Annotated in this window: 16 protein-coding genes; 9 read left to right on the plus strand and 7 right to left on the minus strand. The window is 70.9% G+C overall.

The features are described from left to right. Positions 1–58: 58 nt before the first annotated feature. The 5 genes from OG959_RS12185 to OG959_RS12205 all read left to right on the plus strand — a co-directional run bounded on the left by OG959_RS12185 (position 59) and on the right by OG959_RS12205 (position 6,207). Positions 59–1,309: a sugar ABC transporter substrate-binding protein gene (locus OG959_RS12185; protein ID WP_326658169.1), complete on the plus strand. Its 1,251-nt coding sequence runs from the start codon at positions 59–61 to the stop codon at positions 1,307–1,309. A gap of 5 nt (positions 1,310–1,314) precedes the next feature. Then, entirely contained in the window at positions 1,315–2,307 is a 993-nt protein-coding gene (locus OG959_RS12190) for a carbohydrate ABC transporter permease (protein WP_148021874.1), read from the plus strand. Continuing rightward, complete coding sequence (locus OG959_RS12195) at positions 2,304–3,215, plus strand: carbohydrate ABC transporter permease (RefSeq protein ID WP_326658170.1); 912 nt, start codon at positions 2,304–2,306, stop codon at positions 3,213–3,215. Before OG959_RS12190 ends, OG959_RS12195 begins: the two co-directional genes overlap by 4 nt. An 85-nt stretch (positions 3,216–3,300) precedes the next feature. Beyond that, complete coding sequence (locus OG959_RS12200; RefSeq protein WP_326658171.1) at positions 3,301–4,503, plus strand: glycoside hydrolase family 1 protein; 1,203 nt, start codon at positions 3,301–3,303, stop codon at positions 4,501–4,503. Between the two features lie 240 nt (positions 4,504–4,743). Continuing rightward, positions 4,744–6,207 carry a glucoamylase family protein gene (locus OG959_RS12205; protein WP_326658172.1) on the plus strand — a complete coding sequence of 488 codons (1,464 nt, stop codon included), beginning with the start codon at positions 4,744–4,746 and terminating at the stop codon, positions 6,205–6,207. A 17-nt stretch (positions 6,208–6,224) separates the two neighbouring features. Here OG959_RS12205 and OG959_RS12210 read toward each other — a convergent pair whose 3' ends face one another. Next, a complete protein-coding gene (locus OG959_RS12210; RefSeq protein WP_326666348.1) occupies positions 6,225–7,226 on the minus strand; it encodes a hypothetical protein in 1,002 nt (333 codons plus the stop codon). A gap of 246 nt (positions 7,227–7,472) precedes the next feature. Here OG959_RS12210 and OG959_RS12215 point away from each other — a divergent pair, with 246 nt between their 5' ends. Both OG959_RS12215 and OG959_RS12220 read left to right on the plus strand, forming a co-directional pair. Beyond that, positions 7,473–9,587 carry a TPM domain-containing protein gene (locus tag OG959_RS12215; RefSeq protein ID WP_326658173.1) on the plus strand — a complete coding sequence of 705 codons (2,115 nt, stop codon included), beginning with the start codon at positions 7,473–7,475 and terminating at the stop codon, positions 9,585–9,587. Positions 9,588–9,661: 74 nt separating this feature from the next. After that, positions 9,662–10,375, plus strand: a complete 714-nt coding sequence (locus OG959_RS12220; RefSeq protein ID WP_326658174.1) for a PspA/IM30 family protein — start codon at positions 9,662–9,664, stop codon at positions 10,373–10,375. An 18-nt stretch (positions 10,376–10,393) separates the two neighbouring features. Here OG959_RS12220 and OG959_RS12225 read toward each other — a convergent pair whose 3' ends face one another. The 6 genes from OG959_RS12225 to OG959_RS12250 all read right to left on the minus strand — a co-directional run bounded on the left by OG959_RS12225 (position 10,394) and on the right by OG959_RS12250 (position 17,472). Next, positions 10,394–12,958: a SpoIIE family protein phosphatase gene (locus OG959_RS12225; RefSeq protein WP_326666350.1), complete on the minus strand. Its 2,565-nt coding sequence runs from the start codon at positions 12,956–12,958 to the stop codon at positions 10,394–10,396. A 206-nt stretch (positions 12,959–13,164) separates the two neighbouring features. Then, on the minus strand, positions 13,165–13,593 hold the full coding sequence (locus OG959_RS12230; protein WP_326658175.1) for an ATP-binding protein: 429 nt from the start codon (positions 13,591–13,593) through the stop codon (positions 13,165–13,167). A 176-nt stretch (positions 13,594–13,769) separates the two neighbouring features. Continuing rightward, positions 13,770–14,174, minus strand: coding sequence for a (deoxy)nucleoside triphosphate pyrophosphohydrolase (locus OG959_RS12235; protein ID WP_326658176.1), 405 nt, complete (start codon positions 14,172–14,174; stop codon positions 13,770–13,772). A gap of 56 nt (positions 14,175–14,230) precedes the next feature. Then, a complete protein-coding gene (locus tag OG959_RS12240) occupies positions 14,231–14,431 on the minus strand; it encodes an SPOR domain-containing protein (RefSeq protein WP_326658177.1) in 201 nt (66 codons plus the stop codon). Between the two features lie 229 nt (positions 14,432–14,660). Next, a complete protein-coding gene (locus OG959_RS12245) occupies positions 14,661–16,394 on the minus strand; it encodes a purine-cytosine permease family protein (protein ID WP_326658178.1) in 1,734 nt (577 codons plus the stop codon). 325 nt (positions 16,395–16,719) lie between these two features. Beyond that, entirely contained in the window at positions 16,720–17,472 is a 753-nt protein-coding gene (locus tag OG959_RS12250; protein WP_326658179.1) for a GntR family transcriptional regulator, read from the minus strand. A 281-nt stretch (positions 17,473–17,753) separates the two neighbouring features. Here OG959_RS12250 and OG959_RS12255 point away from each other — a divergent pair, with 281 nt between their 5' ends. Both OG959_RS12255 and OG959_RS12260 read left to right on the plus strand, forming a co-directional pair. Continuing rightward, the gene (locus tag OG959_RS12255) at positions 17,754–19,148 is read left to right on the plus strand and encodes a glycoside hydrolase family 18 protein (protein WP_326658180.1); all 1,395 of its coding nucleotides are present in this window, start codon (positions 17,754–17,756) and stop codon (positions 19,146–19,148) included. A gap of 79 nt (positions 19,149–19,227) precedes the next feature. Next, positions 19,228–20,331 (plus strand): pyridoxal-phosphate dependent enzyme, encoded by a 1,104-nt coding sequence (locus OG959_RS12260; protein WP_326658181.1) that lies wholly within the window; start codon positions 19,228–19,230, stop codon positions 20,329–20,331. The last annotated feature ends 8 nt before the right edge of the window (positions 20,332–20,339 follow it).

The raw sequence follows: 20,339 nt of genomic DNA on the forward strand, positions 1-20,339 counted from the left end.
GTGATGTATGCGCTTACAGGCAGCGCATACATCCGGATTGCTCAAGGAGGAGCCCTCCATGTCCCGCACCGCCAGAACCGCCTCCACCGGCATCGGTATCGCTGTCGTGCTCTCCCTCGGCCTCACCGCGTGCGGCAGCTCCGGGGGCGAGGACGTCGCCGCGGACAGCAAGCAGACGCTGACCGTCTGGGCCATGGGGGCCGAGGGCGAGAAGCTCGCGGACGTGGCCAAGGTGTACGAGAAGGCCAACCCGAACATCACCGTCAAGGTGACCCCGGTCGGCTGGGACGTCGCCCACCAGAAGCTCGTCTCCGCGGCCGCCGCCGGCACCATGCCGGACGTGGCGCAGATGGGCGGAAGCTACATGGGCGAGTTCTCCGAGCTCGGCGTGCTGGAGCCGGTCGACACCAAGGTCTTCCAGAAGAAGGACTTCTTCCCGGCCGGCTGGAAGCAGGGCGAGGTCGACGGCCAGGCGTACGGCGTGCCGTGGTACGTCGACACCCGCGTCCTCTACTACCGCACCGACCTGGCCGAGAAGGCCGGCATCACCAAGGCTCCGACCGACTGGAAGGAGATGCAGGCCCTCGCGACCGCCTACCAGAAGAAGGCGGACACCAAGTGGGGCCTGTCCATCCAGCCCAGCGGCCTGGACACGGTGCAGAACTTCTACTCCTTCCTGTACTCGGCCGGCGGCGAGATCGTCAACGACAAGGGCGAGGCCGTCATCGACAGCCCCGAGGCCGTCAGGGCGCTCAAGGAGTACGGCTCGTACTTCGACAAGGGGCTCTCCAACAAGTCCGTGCAGCCCGGCTACGACGTCGTGAAGGACTTCGGCAACGGCCGCGTCCCGATGTTCTTCGGCGGTCCCTGGCACGTCACCCTGCTGAACGAGGGCCAGCCGCAGATCAAGGGCAAGTGGGCGGTGGCCGCCGTCCCCTCCGACAAGTCCTCCACCTCGATGGCCGGCGGCTCCTCCCTGGTGATCTCCAAGGACAGCGAGCACAAGGCCGCGGCCACCGAGTTCATCAAGTACCTGACCGGCACCAAGGGCCAGGCCGACTGGTACGAGCGCACCAAGGACCTGCCGGCCAACACCGCCGCCTGGACCTCCGGTGACCTCGCAGACGACGCCGATCTGCAGATCTTCAAGAAGCAGATGGACACCGCAAAGTCCTCCCCCTCGCTGCCCAACCTCAGCGAGATCACCGACAAGGTCGACCAGGCCATAGCGAAGGTGACCCAGGGCAAGGCGTCCGCCGAGGACGCGCTGAAGACCGCGCAGTCCGAGATCGAAGGCCTCGTGAAGTAGGAGCCATGAGCACCACGACCGGAAAGGCCGCACAGCCGGCCAAGGTGCAGGCCGGGCCGGGGACCACCGCGTCCCCGGCCGCCGGGCCGAAGGGCTCGCGAAGCCGCAGGAAGCCCTCGATGGGCGTGCAGAACATGGCCGGCTGGCTGTTCTCCACTCCCTTCCTGGTGCTCTTCCTCGTCTTCATGGCCGTCCCGATCATCGCCACGCTGGTGATGAGCTTCACGGACTTCGGGCTGCGCAACGTGACGCATCCGCTCGACGCGAACTTCATCGGCTTCGAGAACTACACCAAGCTGTTCAGCGACGAGAAGTTCCTCAAGTCGCTTTTCAACACGGCGTACTTCGTGGTCATCGGCGTGCCGCTGACGATCTTCCTCGGACTGATCGTCGCCGTGCTGCTGAACAACGGCATCGACCGGGCCCGGACCTTCTTCCGTGTCGGCTTCTACGCCCCGGTCGTCACCACCATCGTCGCGGTCGCCGTCGTCTGGCGGTTCGTCCTCGATCCGAGCGACGGTCTCGTCGCGGGCCTCTTCTCCGAAGTGGGCCTCACCGCGCCGGACTTCCTCGGCTCCGAGAAGCTCGCGATGCCGTCGATGATCGCGATGGCGGTCTGGCGGAACCTGGGCACGGTCATGGTGCTCTTCATCGCCGGTCTCCAGGCCATCCCCACCGAGGTGCGGGAGGCGGCGCGGCTGGACGGCGCGAACATCTGGCAGGAGTTCAAGGGCATCACGGTCCCGCTGCTGCGGCCCACGCTGCTCTACGCCACGGTGATCACCACCATCGGCTACCTCAACGTCTTCGAGGAACCCTTCGTGATGACGCAGGGCGGACCCTCGGACTCGACGCTCACCGTCTCGCTGAACATGTACCGCGAGGGCTTCAACTTCTTCCACATGGGCTATGCGAGCGCCATGGCGTATGTCCTCTTCGTAGTGATCATGGGCATCACGGTGCTGCAGCTCCGACTGCTGAAGGACAACACGAAATGAGCGCCACCAGTGCACCGGGCGCCGTCTCGACGGCGCCGTCGAAGAAGCCCGGGGACGCCGGGCAGCCGGGCGGGGAGAAGCGGCCGCGGTCCCTGAAGCGGGTTCTCGTCTACGTCCTGCTGTCGATCGGTCTGCTGATCATGTCGGCGCCGTTCCTGTGGATGGCCCTGTCCGCGTTCAAGACGACGAACGAGCTGACCGCGAGCCCGCCGGTCTGGATCCCGACCGAGTGGACCCTGGACAACTTCCGGAACCTGCTCGACAAGCTGGACCTGCCGCTGTACTTCATGAACTCGGTGATCGTGGCGGTGCTGGTCACCGTCTCGAACCTGGTGTTCTGCTCGATGCTCGGGTACGCCCTGGCCAAGCTGAGGTTCGCCGGCCGGAACAAGATCTTCGGCCTGGTGCTCGGCGCCCTCATGGTGCCCGGCAACCTGATGCTGCTGCCGCTGTTCGTGCTGATGAGCAAGATGGGCCTGATCGACTCGTACGCCGGTCTGGTGCTGCCGTTCGCGGCGGGCGCCTTCGGGGTCTTCCTGATGCGCCAGTTCATGCAGTCGATCCCGGACGAGCTGCTGGAAGCGGCCCGGATGGACGGCGCCGGCGAATGGTACATCTTCTGGCGGATCGTGATGCCGCTGGTGAAGCCCGCGCTGGCGACGCTGTCGATCTTCACGTTCCTGGGTTCCTGGAACAACTTCGTCTGGCCGCTCATCGCGACCAACGACCCCGACAAGTACACGCTCCCCGTCGCCCTGGCGACCTTCGCCACCGACCCGAACAAGGCGGGTGGCTCCAACGGCATGCTGATGGCCGGATCCTTCCTGATCGTGCTCCCGGTCCTGGTCGTCTTCATCGCGCTCCAGCGCCACTTCACCCAGGGCATCGCCACCGCGGGCATGAAGTAGCCCGCCGGCCCCACCGACACGTACGAGGCCGCACCCCTCACCTCCAGCGGCCACCCCCCTTCACGCACCAGAAAGACAGTCTGCGATGACGCACACCCAGGTCCCGTTCCCCGAAGGCTTCCTGTGGGGCGCCTCCACGGCCGCCCACCAGATCGAGGGCAACAACACCAACAGCGACTGGTGGGTCAAGGAGCACACCGCGGGCACCCACATCCAGGAGCCCAGCCTGGACGCCTGCGACAGCTACCACCGCTGGCACGAGGACATGGACGTGCTGGCCGGACTGGGCTTCACCGACTACCGGTTCTCCATCGAGTGGGCCCGCATCGAGCCCGCCGAGGGCCGGTTCTCCCGGGCCGAGCTCGCCCACTACCGCCGGATGGTCGAGGGCGCCATCGAGCGCGGGCTGCGCCCCATGGTCACCCTGCACCACTTCACCGTGCCCCAGTGGTTCGAGGCCCGCGGCGGCTTCACCGCCGACGGCGCGACCGAGCTGTTCGCCCGCTACGTCGCGGCCTGCGCACCGGTCATCGCCGAAGGCGTCAGCCACGTCTGCACCATCAACGAGCCGAACATGATCGCCGTCATGGCGGGCCAGGCCAAGCGCGGCGACATCGGCTTCCCGCCCGCCGGTCTGCCGACCCCGGACGACGAGACCACCGTCGCCGTGATCGCCGCCCACCACGCGGCCGTCAAGGAGGTCAAGGCGATCAACGCCGACATCCAGGTCGGCTGGACCATCGCCAACCAGGTCTACCAGGCACTCCCCGGCGCCGAGGACGTCACCGCGGCCTATCGTCACCCCCGCGAGGACGTCTTCATCGAGGCCGCCCGCGACGACGACTGGATCGGAGTGCAGTCCTACACCCGGACGAAGATCGGCACGGACGGCCCGATCCCGACCTCCGACGACGTCGAGCGCACCCTCACGCAGTGGGAGTACTACCCGTCCGCCGTCGGGTACGCGCTGCGCCACACCGCCGGAATCGTCGGCCCCGACGTGCCGCTGATCGTCACCGAGAACGGCATCGCCACCGACGTCGACAGCCGCCGGATCGACTACTACACCGGTGCGCTGAATGAGGTCGCCTCCGCTCTGGAGGACGGTCTCAACATCCAGGGCTACCTGGCGTGGAGCGCGCTCGACAACTACGAGTGGGGCTCCTACAAGCCCACCTTCGGCCTCATCGGCTGGAACCCGGAGACGTTCGAGCGGCTGCCGAAGCCGTCCGCCGTCTGGCTGGGCGAGATGGGCCGCACCCGCGCCCTGCCGCGCAACGCCGGCTGACACCAGCCGCCCCTGGACCGGGAGCTCCTGACGGCTCCCGCCGGTACGGGAGCCGGCGGAACCTGACCTCCGCCGGTTCCCGTACCGCACCACCGATTCACCGCAGCTCCGGCGCGGTCCGGGCCCCACAGCCCCGGCCGTGCCGACAGCCGTACCCGAAAGCGGCGGCGGAGGCTCATCCGCCGCGTCGAGCACGCCACGGAACTCCCTCATCCCCTTCTGCCACCGGGAGCTGGAATCATGGACCGTCGCACGTTTCTCACGGCCGCCGGGACCGGGGCCGCCGCCCTGTCCCTCGGAGCCGTGTCCGCGCCCTCGGCGGGCGCCGCCCCCGCCTCCGGCACAGCGCAGCTGCTGCACTGGTTCCGCGACACGTACCGCTCGATCGAGGCCATGACGACCGGGCTCGGTCTCGCCGTCGACAAGATCGACGTGAGCGGTCCTGGCGGGCCCGTCCCCTCACGCCAGACCTCGCCGACCAACATCGGCTGCGGTCTGTGGTCCACCGTCGCCGCCGCCGGACTCGGCGTGATCAGCGACGCCACGATGCGGCGCAGGCTCGACCTGACCGTCCGGTCCGTCGAGCGACTGGAGCGCCACCACGGCTTCTGGCTCAACTGGTATGACGCACACGATGGTTCGGTGCTGACCGAGTGGCCCGGCACCGGTGAACCGGTCCGCCCGTTCCTCTCGTCGGTCGACAACGCCTGGCTGATCACCGGCCTGCGCATCGCCGCGGCCGCGGCTCCCGCGCTGCGCCCCCGCATCGCCCGCATCCTGGCCGACGCCGACTGGTCGTACTACTACACGCCCTACGACCCGGCCGACCCGGTCGCCGGCCCCGGCCAGTTGCGCGGCGGCTTCTGGACGGACACCGAGGAGCCCACCGGTCACCATTACGGAGCACTCAACACCGAGCCTCGGATGGCCAGTTATCTCGGCATCGCGGACGGCTCACTGCCCGCCGACCACTACTGGCACCTGCTGCGCACCATGGTCCCCGGCAACGAGCAGGAGCAGCAGCCGCAGGGCAGTTACGTGGCGATGGACGGCATCCGCGTCTGGCAGGGCCACTACACGCACCGCGGGCGCAAACTCGTCCCCACCTGGGGCGGGTCGATGTTCGAGGCGCTGATGGTTCCCCTGTTCGTGCCGGAGCCGGAGTGGTCGCCGCAGTCGTGGGGCCGTACCCATCAGCGTTATGTGCGCGGCCAGATCGAGCACGGCATGAAGGAGGCGGGGTACGGGTACTGGGGCTTCTCGCCCGCCGACATCCCCGAGGGCGGCTATCAGGAGTACGGCGTCGACGCGCTCGGCATGCAGGTCGACGGTTACGCCTCCAACACCGACCGTACGTACACGACGGACGGCGCTCCGCTGCCGCCCGCGTCGGCCTTCACCAACGGGGTCGTCACCCCGCACGCCTCGTTCCTCGCGCTGCCGTACGCGCCGGCCGAGGCGGTGGCGAACCTGCGGGCGCTCGACCGCGATTTCGGTGCCTATCACGAGGGTTACGGCTTCCGGGACTCCGTCAACGTCTCCACCGGGCGGGTCAGCGACTGTCTGCTCGCCCTGGACCAGGGGATGATCGCCGCGGCCCTGGCCCAGGCCCTCCGCCCCGGCCTGCTGCAACAGCCGTTCCGGACCGGCGGGTTCCGCTCCCGGGTGCGGCCGCTGCTCGCCAAGGAGCGCTTCAGTATCTGAGCCGGTCGCACCGGGGGTCAGTGCCAGCCCTCCCGGTACGCGGCCCAGTCGCCGTCCTCCGCGGCGAAGTCGACATAGAGCGCGACCCCGAACCGTTCCCGGCCGCGGTCCGTGCGCCCCAGCCCCAGTCTGGTGCCGCGGACCGCGGCCGCGACCGTCTCCGCCGACGCGTGGTGCCCCAGGTCGTTCTCGTGGAAGAACGGCAGACCCATCAGCAGATCGGTGTCGCGGGGCGTCACTTCGAGGGCCAGCGCCGTCTGCTCGGCGACGTACCCGCCGTACAGCCCTTCCAGCGGCATCCAGGTGTCGTACGACATGACGGCGATCTGGTCGACCCGGCGCGCCACCTGCCCGAAGTACTTCTGCGACCACCACTTGCCCCGGCCGGAGACCGCGCCGAGGACGGTCTGCGCGGCGGGCAGCGGGTCGATCTGGTGGGCGGCGACGGAGAGCGGCGCCGCGCGGGCCCGGGTGAGCGCGTGCAGGTCGTCCAGGAGCGAGAGGTAGTGCGCGTCGCCGGAGTGCAGCGGTTCCAGGTCGAAGTGCACGCCGTCGAATCCGGCGTCCAGGATCTGCCGCGCCGATCCGACGACCGCGTCCCGTGACGCGGCGCGCTCCAGTCGCAGCCCGTCGGGTCCCTCGCCCGCCAGCCTGTCCCCGAGCCAGGCCTGCACCCGGATACCGGGCATGGTGCGGTGCACGGCGCCGATCAGCCAGGAGGCGCGGGGGTAGCGGGAGGTCGGCAGGGTCCCGTCGTGTTCCAGCGGTCCGGCGTGGACGTACAGGTCCTTGATGCCCGTCCCCCTGATCCGGGCGGCGAACGCGGCGAGGTCGGCGTCCTTCTTCCGGCCGTCGACCCAGGCGTGCCCCAGCCAGATCGCGTCGCGGCCACGGGTCCGGGTGCCGTCCCCGGGGTCGCCGGTGAAGTTGAGGCGCAGGGCGACGCCCGCGGTGAGCACCGGCACCACGATCACCAGGACCAGCGCGCACGCGATCCGCCGCGGCCAGGTGCCGAGCATCCGGGCCGCCCCGCTCCGTACGGCGTCGGACGCCCGCCCCATTCGCCCACGCACGTGCGTGCCCCCTGTATGTCTCGGTGTACTCCGGCTGTACGAACGGGCAGGGCGCGTCCCTCGGTGCGCCACGCCCGTACGAACAGCAGGACGCACCGGGTGCGGGGGCCGTTCCCGGGCGGGGTGTGCGGCGCGTCGGCCGGGTCGCGGGGCTCCTGAGGCGGACATAGCCTCGCAAACGTGATGCCGCCTGTGAGCCGAACCCGGATCCTCATACCGGGCCGGGCCCTGCTCGCCGTGCTGTTGACGGTGTGCTGGCTGGCCCTTCCCACCGCGCTGTCCACTCGCGCCGACGACCCGGTCACGCTGTCCCGGGACGGGCAGATCACCGACAAGGTGGGTGCGCTCGGGAACCGCAGGGCCCAGGTGGTGACCGCGCTCGACCGGCTCTACGACCAGCGCCGCATCCAGCTCTTCGTGGCCTACGTCCGTGACTTCTCCGGGCGGTCCCCGCAGGACTGGGCCGACGAGACGGCCGACCGCAACGGGCTCGGCCTCGACGACGTGCTGCTGGCCGTCGCCACCCACGACCGGCAGTACGCCTACTCCGTCGACCAGGGCTCCCGACTCACCGACGCACAGCTCCAGGACGTGGCGAGCACCGCGATCGAGCCGGCGCTCAAGGAGAACGACTGGGCGGGTGCCGCGATCGGGGCCGCCGACGGGTACTCCGCCGTCCTGGCGGGTTCGCCCGTCCCCACGCCGGCGATCACCCCGGGCGCCGACGACCCCGGCACGGGGAGCTCCGGCGGGACGAGCACCGGGGACCTGGTGCTGCCGATCGTCCTCGTCGGCGGCGCCGCGGCGGTCGCCGCGTACGCGTTCACCCGGCGCAAGCGGCGCGCCACCACCCGTACGACGCCCGGTGCGACGGGCTGGGGGCCGGCCGGAGGCGGGCGGGACGAACCGCAGCCCCCCACTCCGCTCCCCGAACTCGACGCGCGGGCCAAGGAGACGCTCGTCGCCACGGACGACGCGGTCCGCACGAGCGACGAGGAACTCGGATTCGCCACCGCCCAGTTCGGCGAGGAGGCCGCCGCACCGTTCACGGAGGCGGTCACCTACGCCAAGGGCGAGCTGACGACGGCGTTCCGGTTGCGTCAGCAGCTCGACGACGCCTTCCCCGAGGACGACGCCACGCGCCGCCGGATGCTGGACGAGATCATCAGCCGGTGCGCGGACGCCAACGCCCGCCTGGACGACGTCTCCGAGGACTTCGACCGGCTGCGGGAACTGGAACGCGACGCCCCGCGGGCACTCGCCGCCGCCGAGACCGCGTTCCGTGCGCTCGCCGTCCGGGCCTCCGCCGCCGAGGCCACGCTCACCACGCTGCGCGGCCGATACGCAGAATCCGCGTCGGCCCCCGTGGCGGGCGGCATCGAGCAGGCCAAGGACCGGCTCGTCTTCGCGACGTCGTCCCTCAATCAGGCCCGCCAGGCGGTGGACGGCGGCGACCACGCGGCGGCGGCGGTGTACGTACGGGCCGCCGAGGGTGCGGTCGGCCAGGCGGCCACCCTCGTCGACGCCGTCGACCGGCGGGCACGGGAGCTGGAGGAGGCCGCGGCCAGGCTGCCGGCCGCGCTCACGGAGACGGAGACGGATCTGGCGGACGCGGGAGGGCTGTTGGAGGGCACGGCGGAGGGGGTGTCCACCGCGGACCTGCGCGGCCGGATCGCCCGCGCCCAGACGGTGGCCCGCGATGTGCGGGCGGAGCTCGGCGCGGGAGCGTACGACCCGATCGACGCCCTGCGGCGGGTGGAGGAGGCCGACGCGGTGCTGGACGAGGCGCTGGCCGGTGCGCGTGAACAGGAGCAGGGCGACCGGCGGGCCCGCTCCCTGCTCGACCAGACGATGCTCACCGCACGGTCGGCCATCGGCGGCGCAGCCGACTACGTCACGACGAACCGCGGAGCCGTCGGCAGCCAGGCCAGGACCCGGCTGGCGGAGGCGCAGCGGAGGCTGGAACGGGCCGGCGAGCTGGCCGGGACGGACGATCCGCAGGCCGCGCTGGCCGAGGCGCAGCGGGCGGACGCGCTGGCCGGTGAGGCGCGGAGCCTCGCGGAGCAGGACGTCCGCGCGTACGGGGGCCGCGGCGGACCGGGCGGCGGGATGCCGGGAGGCGGCGGGGGCATGGGCGGCGCGGTTCTCGGCGGGATCATCCTCGGCGGGCTCCTGGGCGGCGGAGGCGGCCGGGGGGGCGGTTTCGGGGGTGGCGGCTTCGGCGGCGGCTTCGGCGGGGGCGGCGGACCGGGCAGTTTCGGCGGCGGGGGCACCCGCGGCCGGCGGGGCGGTGGCGGCCGCTTCTGAACGAGTCCCATCGCCCCACACGTATCCGTCACGTTGCTCAGCAGGACCGGACACACAGGAGAGGTGCAGGTGCCATGACCAAGCAGACCATTCTCGGACGCGTCACCCAGCTGGCGAAGGCCAATATCAACGCGCTGCTCGACCAGGCCGAGGACCCGCAGAAGATGCTGGACCAGCTGATCCGCGAGTACACGTCCAACATCTCGGAGGCCGAACAGGCCGTGGCCGCCACCATCGGCAATCTGCGCCTCATGGAGCAGGACCACCGCGAGGACGTGGCGGCGGCCAAGGAGTGGGGCGAGAAGGCGCTCGCCGCCAGCCGCAAGGCCGATGAGCTGCGGGCCGGCGGATCGGGTCCGGACGCCGACAAGTTCGACAACCTGGCCAAGGTCGCGCTCGGCCGCCAGCTCCAGTCGGAGAAGGAGGCGAGGACGGCGGAGCCCACGATCGCCTCGCAGACCGAGGTGGTGGACAAGCTGAAGTCCGGCCTGGACCAGATGAAGACGAAGCTGACGGAACTGAAGTCCAAGCGTGACGAGCTGGTCGCCCGTGCCAAGTCCGCCCAGGCGCAGAACCAGATGATGGACTCCGTCAAGAACATCGACGTCCTCGACCCGACGAGCGAGATCAGCCGGTTCGAGGACAAGGTGCGGCGCGAGGAGGCGAAGGCGCTGGGCAAGCAGGAGCTCGCCGCGTCGTCGCTGGACGCCCAGTTCGAGCAGTTGGACACGCTGGGCGACAGCGCCGAGGTGGAGGCCCGCCTCGCCGCGCTGAAGACCGCTTCGTGAATCCGCCGGGAGCCGGCCTCAGAACATGCTGAGCAGTTCCTCCACCGTGCGCTCGGCGGCCGGTGCGCCGTCGGGCAGCGGGAGTTCGAACCAGACGGTCTTGCCGCGCGGTGTCCGGCGCGACCCCCAGGCCGCGCTCAGCAGCCCGACCAGCTGGAGTCCGCGGCCGCCCTCGTCCGTGTCGCGTGCACGCCGGCGCCGCGGCTGGACGAGGCCCGCGTCCCACACCTCGCACACGAGGGTGCGGTCGCGCAGCAGCCTCAGCCGGATCTCGCCCTCGCCGTACCGCAGGGCGTTGGTGACGAGTTCGCTGACCAGGAGTTCGGTGGTGTCCACCAGGTCGTCGAGGTCCCAGGCGAGCAGCCGGCCGCGGGCCAGTTCGCGGGCGCGGCCGACCGAGCGGGGCTCGCGGGGCAGCCGCCAGTCGCCGACCGCGTCGGTCGGCAGCCCCTGGATGCGGGCCATCAGCAGGGCGATGTCGTCCTCGCCGTGCCGGGTGTCGAGCGAGCTCAGTACGTGGTCGCAGACGTCCTCGAGGGGCCGGGCCGGTTCGACGAGGGCTTCGCGCAGCGCTTCGAGCCCCTCGTCCAGCGGATGGTCGCGGGACTCGACGAGACCGTCGGTGTAGAGGGCGAGGAGGGCGCCCTCCTTGAGCTCCACCTCGACCTCCTCGAAGGGTTCGCCGCCGACGCCGAGCGGCATGCCGGGCGGTACGTCGAGGAGCAGCGCGGCTTCGCCCGGCTCGACGACGACGGGGGGCAGATGACCTGCGTTGGCGAAGGTGCAGCGCCGGGTGACGGGGTCGTAGACGGCGTAGACGCAGGTCGCGAGATAGACCTCGGAGAGGTCCGCCTCGCGTGACTTGTGGGCGGCCCGCGAGGGCCACTGGGCCCCGCCGCCCGCATCGGCCGAGGTGCCGGCGCCCGGGGTGCCGAGGCCCCGGGCGACCTCGTCGAGCGCGGAGAGGACTTCGGCGGGCTCCAGGTCGAGGAGGGCCAGGGTTCTCACGGCGGTGCGCAGTTCACCCATGGCCACGGCGGCGCGCAGTCCGCGGCCCATCACGTCGCCGACGACGAGGGCGGTGCGGTGGCCGGGGAGCTCGATCACGTCGAACCAGTCGCCGCCCACCTCGGTGGCCGTGTTGCCGGGCAGGTAGCGGCAGGCGATGTCGAGGCCGGCGGCCTCGGGGTCGCCGGGCGGCAGGAGGCTGCGCTGGAGTATGAGCGCGCGTTCGTGCTCGCGGCGGTAGAGGCGGGCGTTGTCGATACAGACGGCGGCGCGCGCGGCGAGTTCGCCGGCCAGGGAGCGGTCCCGCTCCCCGAAGGGCTCGCTGCCCTTCGTGCGCGAGAACCGCACGAGGCCGACCACGGTGTCGTGGGCGACCAGCGGCACGGCGAGGGTGGACTGGACGAAGCCGCGGTCGTCGCCGGGCACGTCCTCCACATGGCCGGTGCGCAGGGCGATGGCGCAGGGCGAGCCGAAGGGGTAGTGGTGCAGGGCGCCGAGGGCGGGCGGGCCGTCGACCGTGTGGGGTTCGGCGTCGGCCGAGGGGTCCGGGATGCCGGGCAGGGCGTCCGACACGGCACTGGCGAAGGCGACGCGGCGCAGTTCGGCGGAGCCGCCGATCGCTTCCCCGCGCAGGGAGCCGCCGCTGCCGGGCGGCGTCTCCTCGCCGGTGAGCAGGGCCTGGTAGAGGTCGACGGACGCGAGGTCGCAGAAGCCGGGTACGGCGACGTCGAGGAGTTCGCGGGCGGTCGTCTCCAGGTCGAGGGAGTTGCCGATGCGGGCGCTCGCCTCGTTGAGCAGAGCGAGGTTGCGCCGGGCGCTGGCGGCCTCCCGGGCGGCGATGTGGCGCCGGGTCACGTCGGTGGCCAGTCCGGCGATGCCGATGGGGCGGCCCGAGCCGCTGTGCACCCGGTAGAGGTTCATCGACCAGTGGCGGCGCTCGGTGTCGCCGGGGGCGGTGCCGACGAGCTGGAGGTCGGTGACGGAGTCGCCGGTGGCCAGGACGCGTTCGAGTGTCGCCGTCAGCCGGTCCGCCTCCACGGCCGCGAGGTAGTCGTGGACCGTACGGCCGCGGTGGTCGTCCGCCTGGCCGCCGAAGACGGTGGCGAACCGCTGGTTGGCCCGCAGCACGGTGAGGTCGGTGCCGAACAGAACGAACCCGAAAGGAGATTGGCCGAAAATCGCCTGCGAGGCCGCGAGGTCCGTCTCGATGAGCCGCAGGGCCCGGACGTCCACCACGATGCAGACCGCGGCCCGTTCACCGGTCACCGTCTCGCTCGGCATCACATAGATCTCGGCGAGCCCGCGCACCGCGTCCTCGCCCGGCATCCGGAACGGGACGAGGCCCGTCCACTCCTTGCCGTCGAGCACCTCGCCGATCCGCCGGTGGCCGTCCCGGCGCAGCTCGGCCGGCATGAAGGCCTCGACCGGGTCCTTGCCCATGGCCTCGTGAGCGGCAACGCCGAAGAGACCGGCGGCCCGGCGGCTCCACTGCTCGATCAGGCCATCGGGGCCGATCGAGAAGGAGGCGACCCTGATGTAGTCGTAGATCGAGCCAGGCGGACTGCTCTGCCACACCACGTCGCCCGCTGTCCCAGGTATCTCGCTCACGCGACCGTCCCCTCCAGCTCACACACCGGACCGGTCCTGCCCGCAGTATTCAGCACTACGGCCCCGACCGACACGGCGTTCACGATCACAGCACGGTCTCAGTCCGTTTCGGCCAGATTATGACCGGCCGATTCCGACCTTCCCACCGTGATCGCCTTCGTCCCACCTCACTCCTAACCAGGCAGGGCCAGCTCGAACCACACCGTCTTGCCGCTCTTTCCGCGGCGGGTCCCCCAACGGCGGGCCGAACAGGCCACGAGCTGCAGTCCTCTGCCGCCTTCGTCGTCGGGTCCCGCCATACGTTCGGTGGGCGGATCCGGAAGCGGATCGGAGACTTCCACGAGGAGACCCGGGTGCGCCGCGGGGCCTTCGCCATCAGGACGGGGGCGCACCAGCCGCACTCCGATGGGACCCGCCGTGTAGCGCATCGAGTTGGTCACCAGCTCGCTGACCAGCAGAACCGTCACATCGCCGAGGGCCGCGTCGAGCCCCCAGCAGCTCAGCGCCTCGTGGACGGCATGCCGTGCCGTGCGCACGGCGCCGGGAACAGCCGGAAAGCTCCACTCTGCGCTGTCGCCGTCCGTATCGATCACGCCGATCACTTCCCAGGGCCGGCAACGGGAACGTCCTGATTGCGGGGGACCAAACATCACATACCCGAAATTCCGGACGAAATACCGCTGCTGTCGACACGTGGGGCGTACGGGTGTAGGAGCGTGCGCACGAACGGCTGTACGTGTAGGGAGGGGGCGCACGGTGCTCGGCGAAGGCCCCCGGCTCAGCGGTGTGCGCCGCCGGGCTGCCGGCGTACAGCTTCGGCCACTGCGGGCAGGTCCTGTTCCAGCCAGTCCACCGTGCCGCTCTCGCCCGGTCCGAGCCAGCGCAGCTCGTCGTGGTCCTGGAGCGGCGCGGGCACCCCGGACACCAGCCGGGCCGTCCACACGTGGAGCACATAGCCGGGCTTGAGCGGCCACTCACCGGGGATGCGCTCCAGCGGCTCCGCCACGACGCCCAGCTCCTCGCGGAGTTCGCGGACGAGCGCCTGCTCACCGCTCTCCCCCGGCTCCACCTTGCCGCCGGGCAGCTCCCAGCGTCCGGCCAGCTCGGGCGGGGCGCTGCGGCGCGCGGCCAGCAGCCGCCCCCGGTCGTAGACGGCTCCGGCCACCACCACGCGATCAGTCATGGTGCGGAGCGTAACGCCCCGTCACGGATGCCCGGACAAACGCTGTAGGGGGCGCACTACGGGCGGGCGGTCTGCCCTATGCGCTCGACCCAGTAGAGCTGCTTATGGCCGTGACTCTCCAGCTTGTCGGCGGTCTTCTGCGCCTCGTCCTGCGTGGCGTACCTGCCCACGCGGTAGCGGTTGCCGTTGTCGTCCTGCCGTATCACCAGCCAAGGGAGCACGGCACCGCTGTCGCTCATCGTGTCCCTCCCGAGCATTGCGCCCCTCCCCTGAACGGCGTGCATGTTTCTAAGGATCCCCAGGAAACCGCAGTACGCATATGCCCGAGCCTACGCCTGACCTTTACTCAACGCATGCGTAATTGCACAAAGAGATACCGATCCGGCCAGGAGCGGACCAACGCCCCGGGGGCGCATCCGTCCGGATGCGCCCCCGGGGCGTTCCTCAGCGACTTCTCGGTTACGGCGGCGCCTCGGCGACGGCCCCTCAGGGGCGGGCCGCTCCCTCGCGCAGCACCGGCTCCGGCATGAGGACCGGGCCGGCGGCGGGGGCCTTGCGGCAGACGTCTCCGCACTCCGCGTCCAGCGAGCAGCAGAGCGAGCAGATCGGCCCGGACTGCACGGGGCAGTCGGCGATGTCCGGGAGCTCGTAGGCCGTGGCACAGACCGAGCAGGTGTGGGTGGCGGTGATGTCCTCGACCTCGGCGCCGGGGCCGTTCACGGGATTGGGCCGCGCCAGGTAGTACTTCCCCTTCGTCGCCCAGGCGATCAGCGGACAGAGCGTCAGCGAGAGTCCGGCCGCGATGAAGGTCGAGAACGCCTCCGCGTACGTGCCGAACAGCCCGAAGAAGGCGAGGATCGAGACGGTCGAGGCGATCACCATCGACCCGAATCCGGCCGGATTCACCGCGTACAGGTAGGCCCGCTTGAATTCGATGTACGGGGGGCTCAGGCCGATCCGCTTGTTGATGACCAGGTCGGCGGCGACCGCGACGATCCAGGCGATGCCCACGTTGGAGTAGAAGCCCAGCAGCTTGTTGAGGGCCGCGAACATGTTCATCTCCATCAGCGTCAGCGCGATGACGAGATTGAGGAAGATGTACCAGACCCGGCCGGGGTGACGGTGGGTGATCCGGGAGAAGAAGTTCGACCAGGACAGCGAGCCGCTGTAGGCGTTGGTCACGTTGATCTTGATCTGCGACACGATCACGAACAGGGCGGCCGCGGGCAGCGCGAACGAGCCGAGCCAGGGCTTCAGTGCCTCGATCTGCGGGGCGATCGGCTCCAGCGCGTGCGTCTTGCCGACCGCTTCCAGGGCGACGAAGGCGAGCAGCGCGCCGCCGAGCTGCTTGGCCGCGCCGATGATGACCCAGCCGGGTCCCGCGGCGAGGACGGCGAGGTTCCAGCGCCGCTTGTTGGCCTCCGTCTTCGCCGGCATGAAGCGCAGGTAGTCGGCCTGCTCGCCGATCTGCGCGATGAGCGAGAGAGCGACACCGGTGCCGAGTCCGAAGCCGATCCAGGAGAAGCCCGACCCCGCCCCTTCCGTGCCGCCGAAGGAGCCGAACGCCCCCCAGGCGTCCGGCGCCTCGAAGGCGAGGACGACGAACGGCAGCACCATGCCGATGATCCAGACGGGCTGGGTCCAGGCCTGCACCTTGGCGAGGGCGCCCATGCCGCGGAAGACGATCGGTATGACGATCAGAGTGGTGATCAGATAGCCCGCCTCGACCGGAAGTCCGACGGCCTGATGCATGGCCTGGGCCATGATCGAGCCCTCCAGGGCGAAGAAGATGAAGGTGAAGGACGCGTAGATCAGCGAGGTCAGCGTCGAGCCGAAGTAGCCGAATCCGGCGCCCCGGGTGACGAGGTCCATGTCCAGGCCGTACTTCGCGCAGGCGCGGGCGATGGGGATGCCGGTGAGGAAGATGATCGTCGCGGCCGCCATGATCGAGGCGAATCCGCTGGTGAAGCCATAGGTGAAGACGATCGAGGCGCCGATCGCGAAGTCGGCGAGGTAGGCGATCCCGCCGAGTGCGGTGCCCGCGACCGTGCCGGGCGACCAGCGCCGGAAGGAGTGCGGCGCATAGCGGAGGGAGTAGTCCTCCCGGCTCTCGTCCGCTGCGAGTTTCGCGTAGCTGCGACTGGGAGGCGGGGCGCCGGAGCCGCCTGCGAGGTCTCCCCCGGAGGCGGTCTCCGTCTGCGGTACGGCTGTGTCCGTCATCGGTGACTTCCCGTTCGTCAGTCCGGAGTGCGGGTCCGAACGGGAAGGTAGGAGCGGGACATGACAAGCCGTCACGGTCGATGATTGCCCGGTCGTTACGGGGTCCGGGCTGCCGTTAATTCGTGGTGACGGCCGCCGGACGGGCGCCGCCGGATATCGGTCACCCGACAGGAACGCCGTACCGCCCGGCCCGCCGTCCGACCGGAATCGCAGGTCAAAGAGCCTACCGGCCGACCGGGGCCGCAGGTCGAAGAGCCCACCGGCCGGCCGGCACCGCAGGCCGGGAGAGCCCTCCCCCCGGCCGGACCGGACCACGCGACACCCTTCACCGGACCGGCAGGTGGTAGGCGACCCGGTACCGGTCGGCCGGCACCACCACGTCGGCGGTCTCGACCGGGCGGCCCGACGCGTAGTACGTCCGCTCGATCACCATCACCACATGACCCGGCACCCCGCCGAGCGCCAGGAGCTCCTCCGCCAGCCCCGGGCGCGCGCCGACCTGTTCGGCCACGTTGTCCACGACGACATCGATCGCGGCCATCCGCTCGACCACCCCGCAGCCGCCCAGCGGGCCCTCCTCCGGCAGCATCACCGGCGTGCGCCCCGTGACCGCGAGGGTCTCCCAGGAGGTGGAGAGCATCATCGGCTCGCCGCCTTCCCGGAACACATAGCGCGTACGCATCACCCGGTCGCCCGGCTCGATGCCGAGCCGCTCGGCGACCTCCGGGCTCGCGCCCTCCTGCTCGCTCCGGGACTCCCAGGTCCCCCGCGCGCCCTCCGCCGTCTGCTCCTGCCGGAACGGACTGGCCCCCGCCTCCGACCGGAAGCCGGAACGGGCGATCCGGCGCGGGACCGGACGCTCGCGCACATAGGTTCCGGAGCCGGAACGGCCCTCGACGAGGCCCTCGGCCATCAGCACCTTGCGCGCCTCCAGCGCGACGGTGTCCGAGACCCCGTACTCCTCGCGGATACGCGCCTGCGACGGCAGGCGCGTATGCGGCGGCAGCGAACCGTTGGCGATCTTCTCTCTCAGATCGCTCGCAACGCGCAGATAGGCGGGCTGCTCACCGAAAGTCACAGGCCACTCCCCAAGAGGTTGACAGACTGCAACAGCGTCGCAACCGTCGGTTCCAGACCGCAAGCACAGGCCAGAGTTTCACTCGAAGTGATGATTCGCCGCCGGCGTGCGCATATCCGCCCGCGGGCCGCCACGCATCTTCGGCCGTTCCGGTGCGCCCCACCCCTTGACCGCATTTGGTCCAGACCAATAGTTTCCTCTCCACACAGCACGGTCACGCACCTCCCCGCACGTGCCTCCGCACACGCACATGCCTCCGCACACGCACAGGAACGGGCCTCATGCGTCGAAGAACCCTGTCCGGACTGGCCATTGCCGCCTGCGCCTTCTCGCTGGCAGCCACCCTCGCCCCCGCCGCCAACGCCACCGCCGGTCACGGCGACGAGCACGGCGCGGACCGCGGAAAGGGCGGCCACCACAGTTCCGCGCCCGCGTACAAGCGCGTCGGCTACTTCACTCAGTGGGGTGTCTACGGGCGCGACTTCCAGGTCAAGGACCTGGAGACGAGCGGCACCGCGGCCAAGCTCACCCACATCAACTACTCGTTCGGCAACGTGAGCGCCGACGGGAAGTGCTTCACGGGCAACGTCCCCGGCGAGGCCGACGCCTGGGCCGACTACGTACGCCCGCTGGATGCGGCGGGCTCGGTGGACGGCGTCGCCGACACCGACGACCAGGCCCTCGCGGGCAACTTCAACCAGCTGCGCGAGCTCAAGGCCGAGCACCCCGGTCTCAAGGTGATGATCTCGCTCGGCGGCTGGAGCTGGTCCACGCACTTCTCGGACGCTGCCCGCACTCCCGCCTCCCGCAAGGCCTTCGTCTCCTCCTGCATCGACCTGTACATCAAGGGCAATCTGCCGGTGGACGGGACGCGCGGCGGCGAGGGCGCGGCAGCCGGTCTCTTCGACGGCGTGGACCTCGACTGGGAATGGCCGGGATCCGCCGGTGACACCGACACGGTGTACCGCCCCGAGGACAAGCGGAACTTCACGGCGCTGGTCCACGAGTTCCGTACCCAGCTCGACGCCTACGCGAGGAGCGCCGCGGCACGCAAGGGCGGCCACCACGGGTCGAAGCCCAAGCACTACGACCTCTCGGCGTTCGTGCCCACGTCACCCGAGAAGATCGACGCCGGCTTCGACGTCCCGCGCATCATGCGGGACTTCGACTTCGTGAACCTCCAGGGCTACGACTTCCACGTCTCGGGCGAGAAGACCACCGCGCAGCAGTCCGCGCTGTACGCGAAGGGCGACTTCAGCGTCGACCAGACCGTGCGCGACTGGCTGAAGCGCGGCGCCCCGGCCCGCAAGCTCGTGATGGGGATGCCGTTCTACGGCCAGGGTTGGACCGGTGTGACCGGCGGCGGCGACGGCCTCGGCCAGCCCGCCACGGCCCCCGCACCCGCCACCTGGGCGGCCGGTTACGAGGACTACAAGGCCCTCAAGAAGCTGGCCGAATCCGGTACGTACAAGGTCCACCGCAACGTCCGTGACGGCAGCGCGTGGCTGTTCGACGGCACCACGCTGTGGACGTACGACGACCCGCAGGTCCTGCGCGGCAAGACCGCGTACATCCGCGACCACCGGCTCGGCGGCGCGATGTTCTGGTCGCTGGACGGGGACACGGAGGACGGCGAGCTGATGGCCGCCGTCGACCGTGGACTCTCCCGGCGGTAGGAACGGCCCTGCCGGGGCGGCCGCGACACCGCGGCCGCCCCGGACTCCGCCCCGCCGCCCCGGCTGGCATGCTGGCGCCATGGCCACCATGTACCGCTGCCCGCAGGACGGCACCCGCGCCGACGTCACCTCGCTCACCTGGTGCTGCCCGGTCTGCCGCGGCCCGTGGGACCTGGACTTCGAGAGCCCGGGCCCGCTGCGTCCCGGCGAACTGCCCGGCCGGGTCAACTCCCTGTGGCGGTACGAGGAGGTCCTGCCGCTCTCCTCCCCCGCGACCACCCTCGGCGAGGGCCGCACCCCGCTGGTGCCGCTCACCGGCACGGTCTCGGCCAAACTCGACTTCCTCATGCCGACGCTCTCCTTCAAGGACCGCGGCGCGGTGATGCTCGCCGAACTGGCCCGCCGCCTCGCCCCCGAGCGCGTCGTCGCGGACAGCAGCGGCAACGCGGGCACGGCCGTCGCCGCGTACTGCGCCCGCGCCGCGCTGCCCTGCACGGTGTACGTCCCCGAGGGCACGTCCCCGAAGAAGACCGAGCAGATCCGGGCGCACGGCGCCCGGCTGGAAGTCGTCCCCGGGGACCGTGAGGCGACCGCGCGGGCGGCCCGCGCCGCCGCCGACGCACCCGGCACCTTCTACGCGTCGCACGTCTTCAACCCGTACTTCCTGCACGGCACGAAGACGTACGTGTACGAGCTCTGGGAGGACCTCGGCGGCCGGCTCCCCGACGCCATCGCCGTACCGGTCGGCAACGGCACGCTGCTCCTCGGCGCGGCCCTGGCCACCGCGGAACTCCTCGCGCAGGGCCTGATCGACACCCGCCCCGCGCTGGTCGCCGTCCAGGCCGAGGCGGTGTCCCCGCTGGCCGCGGCCTTCCACGCCGGGGCCGAGGACCTCCGCGGCGTCACCGCCGACGCCACCGCCTCCCCCACCCTCGCCGAGGGCATCGCCATCCCGCGCCCGCCGCGTGCCCGCGCGATCCTGGCGGCGGTGCGGGAGTCGGGCGGCACCTTCCTGACGGTGACCGAGGATCAGATCCGCGCGGCGCAGCTGGATCTGGCCGCCCGCGGCTTCTACGTGGAGACGACGGGCGTGGCCTGCTGGGCGGCGGTGGGCGGCTGGACCGACCGCGGCGTCGTCGTACCGCTGTGCGGCGCGGGGCTGAAGACGGGGCTCGCGGCCTGAGCGTGCGC

Origin of the sequence: Streptomyces sp. NBC_00385, from assembly GCF_035917155.1 — a bacterium.
GTDB classification, from domain to species: Bacteria; Actinomycetota; Actinomycetes; order Streptomycetales; family Streptomycetaceae; genus Streptomyces; species Streptomyces poriferorum.